This is a genomic window from Patescibacteria group bacterium, from assembly GCA_028707065.1.
In the GTDB taxonomy this organism is placed as follows: Bacteria; Patescibacteriota; Patescibacteriia; order Patescibacteriales; family WJLG01; genus JAQTUZ01.
The window spans coordinates 125,943-133,919 of sequence record JAQTUZ010000003.1; the positions used below are offsets into that span (position 1 = coordinate 125,943).

General features: G+C 44.2%; 8 protein-coding genes. 2 read left to right on the forward strand and 6 right to left on the reverse strand.

Annotated features, from left to right (window positions below):
- Positions 1 to 99: 99 nt before the first annotated feature.
- From yidD to PHE24_02210, 3 genes are all read right to left on the reverse strand, one after another.
- A complete protein-coding gene (gene yidD, locus PHE24_02200) occupies positions 100 to 750 on the reverse strand; it encodes a membrane protein insertion efficiency factor YidD (GenBank protein ID MDD4901924.1) in 651 nt (216 codons plus the stop codon).
- Positions 751 to 922: 172 nt separating this feature from the next.
- Positions 923 to 1,543 carry a hypothetical protein gene (locus PHE24_02205; GenBank protein MDD4901925.1) on the reverse strand — a complete coding sequence of 207 codons (621 nt, stop codon included), beginning with the start codon at positions 1,541 to 1,543 and terminating at the stop codon, positions 923 to 925.
- A gap of 237 nt (positions 1,544 to 1,780) precedes the next feature.
- Positions 1,781 to 2,431 carry a hypothetical protein gene (locus PHE24_02210; GenBank protein ID MDD4901926.1) on the reverse strand — a complete coding sequence of 217 codons (651 nt, stop codon included), beginning with the start codon at positions 2,429 to 2,431 and terminating at the stop codon, positions 1,781 to 1,783.
- Between the two features lie 114 nt (positions 2,432 to 2,545).
- On the opposite strand from PHE24_02210, the gene PHE24_02215 reads away from it, so the two are divergent.
- Complete coding sequence (locus PHE24_02215) at positions 2,546 to 4,726, forward strand: hypothetical protein (protein ID MDD4901927.1); 2,181 nt, start codon at positions 2,546 to 2,548, stop codon at positions 4,724 to 4,726.
- Positions 4,727 to 4,734: 8 nt separating this feature from the next.
- A complete protein-coding gene (locus tag PHE24_02220) occupies positions 4,735 to 4,974 on the forward strand; it encodes a hypothetical protein (protein MDD4901928.1) in 240 nt (79 codons plus the stop codon).
- 106 nt (positions 4,975 to 5,080) lie between these two features.
- On the opposite strand, the gene PHE24_02225 is transcribed toward PHE24_02220, so the two are convergent.
- From PHE24_02225 to PHE24_02235, 3 genes are all read right to left on the reverse strand, one after another.
- The gene (locus PHE24_02225) at positions 5,081 to 5,614 is read right to left on the reverse strand and encodes a hypothetical protein (GenBank protein ID MDD4901929.1); all 534 of its coding nucleotides are present in this window, start codon (positions 5,612 to 5,614) and stop codon (positions 5,081 to 5,083) included.
- Between the two features lie 114 nt (positions 5,615 to 5,728).
- A complete protein-coding gene (locus PHE24_02230; GenBank protein ID MDD4901930.1) occupies positions 5,729 to 5,986 on the reverse strand; it encodes a hypothetical protein in 258 nt (85 codons plus the stop codon).
- Between the two features lie 127 nt (positions 5,987 to 6,113).
- Entirely contained in the window at positions 6,114 to 7,910 is a 1,797-nt protein-coding gene (locus PHE24_02235) for a [Fe-Fe] hydrogenase large subunit C-terminal domain-containing protein (protein ID MDD4901931.1), read from the reverse strand.
- Positions 7,911 to 7,977 lie beyond the last annotated feature (67 nt).

A 7,977-nucleotide genomic window follows, 5' to 3' on the forward strand; every position in this document is an offset into this window, starting at 1 on the left:
ATTCGCGAATAATTCGTAGTATTCGCATTATAGGTTATCAAAAAATGCGGATTTTAGCAAGAAAAAAGCCCATGACCGTAATCACAGGCTTAAGAAGATTCAATTCGTTCCCGGCGAGAATATATTTGGGGGCAAAGGCGGTTCCGGCGGTTCCGTCCAATCGCCGCAACAGCCTAAACAACCTTTCCAAATATCGCCTATTTCGCCTCCGCATTCTTTGCAGGATTTTTTACAGTTTTGTCTTTGCTCTTTGGCCCGCTGATTTTTTACACTGTCTTCAATCACCCGCAAACTGTCATGCCGGTCCAAGCTGTCGCGATATGCCTTGCCGTAGAGCGTCCATCCGCAACACATTGCGCAGGGATTATTGGAATTGCGGCAACATTTTTTATTCTTGGTTTTTGATCCGGTTACCGCCGCATTACGTTTTTCCGTTGGCCGTGCTGCCAATTTAATTTTTTCCGCGGCCAGCTGGCAACCGGCAAACCGTTCATGCAATAAGATTAAGCCTTCAAGCACCCCGACGCTGGCTATTTCCTGCTTGCCATACTCGCTGCAGGAAATATCATGATGCCACGCACGATAAGCGCAATGATAGCCCTTGTGCGGCGAAACAAAACGCTGATAAAGATCAATGGAGAATGCCCACGTTTCCTTGAAAGAAAACAGCACCATCATCAGCGCCGCGAAGCAAGCCGTTGATAAAAACACTCTCTTTATCAGCTTAATGTGCTTTTTGAGAAATTTCATAATGAAACCTCCTCTTGTTTTTAAGGATCGACCAAATATAAAGGTAAGCTTATATAAACACAGTAATAATTAAATGTCAATGGCACTTTTTTATTAAAGGATATGTTTGCTCAATAAAAAAGCGCAAGTCGGGAAAACTTGCGCCTTAGGTGAAACCGATTCTTGTTTATCGTCAGTTAAGACGAAAAAGGTGCTCGCCATTTATCCCAGTATTTGGCCCGGACCAGATGATCGTGTCGGAAGATGAAGTTGGCTTCATGGTTCCCCAGCCATTGCCCAGCGTCAAATAATTTCCCAGCATGCTGCAGGAAAATGAAGCGCGCGATCCGTATGGCCAGCCCAGATAAGCGACGAACAAATCGGCTTTGATAAGAAAAATATCATTGCCGCCGAAAGAATAAGGGCTAGGCGGTTTTTGGTAAGAAGAATAAAGTCCTAAAAACGGATGAGCGGAATCAGCCTGATCGTAATCGCCGATCTTGACCGGCAACCTTACCGCGCGCGCTTTAAAATCAAAAACGCTGGTATCGGTCTGGCAATGAACATTGATATCCGCGACACTGTCGCCGGAAAAGGATGCGCCCGAAACTGACAGACTTGAATTATTATTCCCGCATTTCCATGCCGAGCCTGACCAGATAAAAACCATCGGCCGGCCGCCTTGTTTTCCCACATAAGCGGAAAAATAGATCCCCGGCTCCGGTTCCTTCTGCTCTCCGCTATTTGCCGGATTGGAACAATTACTGATCGCCGTCAAACAAACCAATACCGTTAAATTGATGATTTTTATCATTTGCTTTCCCTTTCAACGAATATTTATGATTAAACGAACCAATTGCTTCTTACCATAAATATTAACAAAAATCAAGGCAGGCAGGTAATGTGCGCGCACCTATTGCACTTTCCGCTAGCTTGATACATATGTCAAAAACTATGCCAAAATCAACTAAAGAATTCACTGATCAAGCTGATTTTTTTAAAAAGAGCGTGCCTTATAACACGCTCTTGATTGTAATATCATTTCAATCTTTTAGCGGCCACAACCATCCATACCGACTAGCTGGATGCTGGTTGAGTCGCTTCTAAACCATTGGAGCAGCCCGGTTAACGGCTGAGGTGATATTGGATTATAACTTATGTACCCCCAGTTTCGACCAGTCAGAAGCAGTTTCGGCGGATTGCCATCCCTAAAATTGGTACACATCTCCTCGGCGAAAAAGTTCATATTCTGCGGACCAATAATGGTCGCTTCCCCGACAGCACCGATGATATTACCAGCATCAGTAATAGCAAAGACGTAGGAGTTATCATGAGTTCCGTAGATTCCGCTGAACGGGTGCGAAGAATCCGCTACACCATAATCATTGGATAAAATAGGCAAGCGAACAGTTCTGGCGTTAAAGACCATGCCGTCGACATATTTCAACACCAGATTCGCAACACTATCGCCCATGAAAGATTCACAGCTGTTGACCGAAATCGCATTCTTGCTTTCGCTGCCGACTCTCCAAGAAGATCCGCTCCAGATAAACACTTGCGGCGACTGATATTGCGGCACCGGCGATAAATAATATATTCCGGCTACCGGCTGCTTGGTGCTTGCGGAAGAAACAGAATTTGAGCAACCTGCCAAAATAGCCAAAACATTTAATAAAACTAACGCCAAAAACAACTTAAACATAAAACCCCCTCGGATGGATTGTTTAGGAACATTCTGTTCAACTAATCCGCACTTTATCACACTTTACAACTCTTGTCAATATGTTTCTTCCTGAATATTTGCTAAAATAAGATTATGAAAATAAATTTTAAAAAACAATTATTTTATTTGGCGCTCGCCGCGATTTGCCTGGTTTCCGTTTCTGGCGCGGTGATTTATTATTTTTACGCCTTGAATTGGCTGGGGATTTCGCTAGTTCTGATCTTGTCCGGCTTGGGTGTTTGGTATTTTGCCCGCCTGCTTTTTGTGCAAAAAAAAGAGACGTTCGGCACTGATGATATAGCGGAAAAATTCATTATCAAAAAAACTGAAATTGACTGGAAAAAAATCACCATAACTTCCGCTTGGCTCGTTCCTTATTTTATTTTTTTACTTTTTACTTTTTACTTTTTACTTAAGGTTCGGACCGACGCAGCCCTGACTTCCCCCTGGCAGGTTGTTTCAGTAAAATTTTTCATCTTTTATATTTTGGCGACCGCCTATTTGCTCTGGTTGATCATTAGAAATTCCAAATTTACGCTCTGGCTGATTATGGCCCATTATTTTTTATCTTTTTCTGCCTTATGGATTGTGTTTAAAATCGGCTATGGCTATGATCCTTTCATCCACCAAGCCACGGCTGATTTAATCGATAAGCAAGGCGCAGTCTTTCCCAAGACGCCATATTATCTTGGCCAATACGCGCTAATCTTATTCGCCCATAAATTATTTTTCCTCCCGATCGTCTGGGCCGACAAACTTTTAGTCCCCCTTCTCGCCGCTTTAGCTTTACCGCCCACAATTTATCTTTTCTTAAAAAAACGCTGTTCAAACTTATCATTTGTAATTTGTAATTTGTCATTATTAATTTTATTGATTCTCCCCTTCTCCGTCTTCACCTTAACCGTTCCGCAAAACTTGGCCTATCTATTTTTATTGCTTTCGATCTTTTTTTCGCTCTTCGCGCGCGAACGCATTGAAATAATTTTAAGTTTTCTTTTAGCCGGCGCGGCCTTAGCGACTCATCCGATCGCCGGCATTCCGGCTTTACTTTTTGCTTTAGCTGCGCTCATCGCCCGCCAGCCGGGCAACCGGATTTTCTTTACGCCAAAAAATAACAGCGAGGACGGCGAAATTTGCCTGGACAAACCCCGCGAAGGAATCTTGCGCATTAAAACTATAAAAATCTCGGAAAAAAAACATTGGCATTTTTCTTTCCGAACAATCAGCGATTTTTTTCTAGGCAAAAATATTTTCTATGTTCTGATCGCCTTGCTGACGGCGGTGGTTCTGCCGCTACTCTTTTATTTATCCGGCAAAAATTCCACTGGTTCAACCGGCGGAGAATCAACGGCAGCCGGATTTATTATGCCGGGCATCGCCTTTCCGCGGCAAGAAAATATTTTCCTAAATTTTATTTATTTTTTCCTAAGCAATGAATGGCTGGTTTTGATCGTCTTAGCCTTGGCGGCCGGTTACGCGATCTATCGCTATCGTGATAAATTTCCGGAATTAGTTTTATTAGGCAGCATAGCCATTAGCTTATTAGTCGCTTATTTTATAACCAAGCAATTAAATTTTAACTTCCTTATCAGTTACGAGCGCAATGACTACGCGCAAAGAATTTTATTCGCGGCTTTTATTTTTCTCATTCCGGTTTTGGCAATTTTAGCGGGCAAACTTATTGAGCTAATCCTTTCAGCACGGCCATTGCTTAAATATTCTTGGCTGGCATTGTTGGTAATTCTTATCGCTGTTTCGCTTTATGGCTCTTATCCGCGGCTCGACCGATATTTTAATTCTCGCGGATTCTCGGTCGGCGCCGATGATCTTGCCGCGGTGAATTGGATCGCGCAAGATGCCGGAAATACGCCGTATGTCGTTTTAGCCGATCAGCAAGTTTCCGTCGGCGCGCTCTGGACTTTCGGCTTTTCTCATTATTACAAATCCCCCCTCCTTCCTAAGGATGGGGTGTCCTCCCCTCCTTCCCAAGGAGGGGTTGGGGGTGGTTCTGCGGGAGGTGGTTCTGAAATCTATTTTTACCCGATTCCGACCGGCGGGCCGCTTTACCAAATTTACTTGAATATGGTTTATCAAAAACCCGACCGCGCCACCGCTTTGCAAGCGTCAGATTTAACCGGCGCCAGCACCGTCTATTTTATAATCAACAAATATTGGACCGACTTTGACAAAATCGTCGAACAAGCTAAAATAGAAGCTGGCTCTTTTCAAAATATTAATAACGGACAAATTTATATTTTCAAATACACCAAATAGGAGGATTTATGGATGATCCTTTTTATAATCTATTTTTTCCGATCGGCCCCATGAAAAAAACGGTAAAAGAACCTGGAGCTGCAACCATTTCCGGCAAAGATCCCTTACGGCCATTCATTAACCGAGCTCAACAGGAATTCGCCGGTCTTTTCGAAAAACCAATAGAGAGGGTGACGGTAAAAAGAGAATTACCAGATAACGAATTCGAAATCATTAGCAAGCGGGGTGAAGTTTTTTACATCCACTAAGAAACTTTCGTATTTGCCAACCAAAAACCGCCTGATCAGAAACGATCGGCGGTTATTTTTTATAAAAAAATATTTCTTCTCTCTTATCTCTTAATTCTTCTCTGTGTCAGATTCGCTTCAGCCACTTCAAAATCACCCAGGCGATCGCGCCGCCGGCTAAAGCCGTGGCGAATTGCGGCCAAGAGACCATTCTGGCCGCCGCGACAGCCATTTCTTTTTTTAAGATCAAACTGATCATCAAATTAGCATTAAACCAGATGAAAAGATATTTGAGCGCGCCGCCGACCACCACGCCGATCCAGAATCCGTTAAACTGGCTTTTGGCCGCGCGATAAAAATAATCAATGCTCAAAATAAAAATCACATTACCGATCATGATGAATGGCACCACCGGCGCCAAGACCGCCGGCAATAATCCGCCGGCCAAAGCCATCACGCTCGGAATCAGACTCATCAGCATTGCCGCGCGGATTCCGACAATGAATAATATCAAGATCAAAAGCGCATTGATGATCGGACCGGTAATCCACTGGATGTGAATGATAAACGGCAAAAAAGTAACGACTGAGGCTAAGCCGATAAAATTAGCGATCGCGGCCGCATCAACTTTTACCGCGGCTTGTTCTTGAATGTAGGACATATTGCATTGTAATACTAATAGATACGAATACATACTAATATGACGAATGTGTGCTAAACAATAATTCGTTATATTAGTATGTATTCGTGGATTAGTATTACATTATTACGCCGACTAAATAATAATAAGGCTCTTGGCTTTGACTGATTTGATTTTGTTGAATTTTGCGGCCAACCCCTTGATATCGGCCGCTGTTCCCTCGACAACCAAAACGATCATTCCGGAACATCGCGCAATACAGGAAGGAGCGAGATTAACCCCCAAACGCACGCGAATCAAACGTCCCGAATCAGTCATAATTTTTTGCAGTTTTTGGGCGTTAGCGTGCCGGTCGTCGCTCAAAATGGTGATGGTAGCAAGATGTTTAGTCATATATTTGTATGATGTATAAAGTATGATGTATTATGTATGATAAAAAAATGCTTTACACATTATACATAATACATTATACAAAATCTATTGAATTGAAAGTGATAAACTAATTAAACCTAACTTAGTATCAAACACTTCTCTTATGATACTTCGTAAATAAAACTTTTTTTGCCAACTTATTTTTCTTCACCCAATCGATCACTTCCAAGACGCCTTTATTTTCGTAGGAGCGGCGAAAACCTTTCTTGGCAAAATCGATCTGATACAAAGCCTGCATGCGCGCGCTTCGGATCTCATCAGTCGTCGGGATCGGCTGGCCGCCGCCGCCGATGCAGCCGCCCGGACAGGCCATCACTTCGATATAATCGAATTTATCCAGATCGGCGATGATCGGATCGATATTGCCGATACCGTTCACCACCGCGATCCGGACTTTATTGCCGGCAATATCCACTTCGGCCGTTTTGATGCCGGCCAAACCTCTGGCTTCGTTATAATCAATTTTAGCGCGGCACAATTTCGCCTTGGTGTTCGAACCGCAAGCCAGATAATCCGCGGTGCGCAAAGCTGATTCCATCACGCCGCCCGAGCCACCGAACAAAGCCGCGGCGCCGGAAAATCTTCCCAGCGGATCGTCAGCGTCTTGCGGTTTTATTTTTGCCAGATCGATATTGTTCTTTTTGAACAAGAAAGATAATTCTCTGGTGGTCAAAACTTGATCAATAACTTGCATGCCATCAACTTTAAGTTCGGGACGGACTGCTTCATATTTTTTGGCGGTGCAGGGCATAATGGAAACCAATTTGATATTTTTCGGATCAACGCCCATTTTTTTCGCCCAGAAAGTTTTCACTACGCCGGCCAAATGGACGTGCGGCGAACGGGTAGTGGTCAGATGCGGAATAATTTCAGGATGAAGCAACTCGACATAATTCACCCAGCCCGGACAGCAAGAAGTGAACATCGGCAAACTGCCATTTGATCGGGCTTTTTTATCTTTAATCCGTTCTAGCAATTCTTCGGCTTCAATAATTGTCGTTAAGTCGGCGCCAAAATTGATGTCAAAAACATAATCAAAACCCAATTTCTTCAAAGCCGCGGTAATTTTTCCCGATGAATCCTTGCCGTACGGCAGATTAAAATCCTCGCCAATGGTAACGCGGACTGACGGCGCGAACTGCGCCACCAAAATTTCCTTATCGTGACGAGCGACGGGCTTGCCCGCCGAAGCCTTAGCGAAGGCGGGGTGGGTTTTCAGAAATCGTTTTCTCTTCTCAAGTATTTTTTCCACTTGCGGCACTTCCGCCTGTTCTTGCGCCGCTGAAACCGGGCAATGCAAGGCGCATTGGCCGCATAAAATGCATTTGAACCCTTCATTCTGGCGCGGCACGACTTCCTGCCGGCTCCCCTTGCCCGTGAATTTCAAATAATTAATATTCTGCTGCATGGCGCAGGCCTCGACGCAATTCTTGCAATCGATGCATTGCGAACCGTCGATCTCCACGGCGTTTTGGAATTTATAAATTTTGCGCGCGCCCTTGCGGTCGCGGAAGCGGGTCAATTTCACGCCATATTTTTTCACCGCGCCCAAAAGCGGACATTGGAAACGCCAGATGCAACTCGGGCATTTCTCGATATGCTCGGCAAAGATCAATTCCAAATTCATATTGCGCGCCTTTTTCACCCGCGCGGTTTCAGTCTGCACTTCCATGCAATCACAGACGGTCGTCGCGCACGACGGCACTAATCTTTTATAGCCTTTTACTTCCACCGAACAGACGCGGCAATTTCCCTTCACGGGAAAATCCGGATGAAAGCATAAAGCCGGAATCTCAATCCCGTTCTTTTTGGCCACCTCCAAAACAGTCTGGCCCGGCTCAACGTGATACACTTTGCCGTTAATTGTTACCTTTAATTTATTCATTTTTTTAATTTGTCATCCCGAGCCCCTGGCGAGGGATCTATTTTGTACAAATTTCATTTTTCATCAT

What these genes read in the sequence shown, in the direction of transcription:
- yidD (MDD4901924.1), bottom strand. Translation starts at nt 750, where the DNA reads ATGAAATTTCTCAAAAAGCACATTAAGCTGATAAAGAGAGTGTTTTTA.
- PHE24_02205 (MDD4901925.1), bottom strand. Translation starts at nt 1,543, where the DNA reads ATGATAAAAATCATCAATTTAACGGTATTGGTTTGTTTGACGGCGATC.
- PHE24_02210 (MDD4901926.1), bottom strand. Translation starts at nt 2,431, where the DNA reads ATGTTTAAGTTGTTTTTGGCGTTAGTTTTATTAAATGTTTTGGCTATT.
- PHE24_02215 (MDD4901927.1), top strand. Translation starts at nt 2,546, where the DNA reads ATGAAAATAAATTTTAAAAAACAATTATTTTATTTGGCGCTCGCCGCG.
- PHE24_02220 (MDD4901928.1), top strand. Translation starts at nt 4,735, where the DNA reads ATGGATGATCCTTTTTATAATCTATTTTTTCCGATCGGCCCCATGAAA.
- PHE24_02225 (MDD4901929.1), bottom strand. Translation starts at nt 5,614, where the DNA reads ATGTCCTACATTCAAGAACAAGCCGCGGTAAAAGTTGATGCGGCCGCG.
- PHE24_02230 (MDD4901930.1), bottom strand. Translation starts at nt 5,986, where the DNA reads ATGACTAAACATCTTGCTACCATCACCATTTTGAGCGACGACCGGCAC.
- PHE24_02235 (MDD4901931.1), bottom strand. Translation starts at nt 7,910, where the DNA reads ATGAATAAATTAAAGGTAACAATTAACGGCAAAGTGTATCACGTTGAG.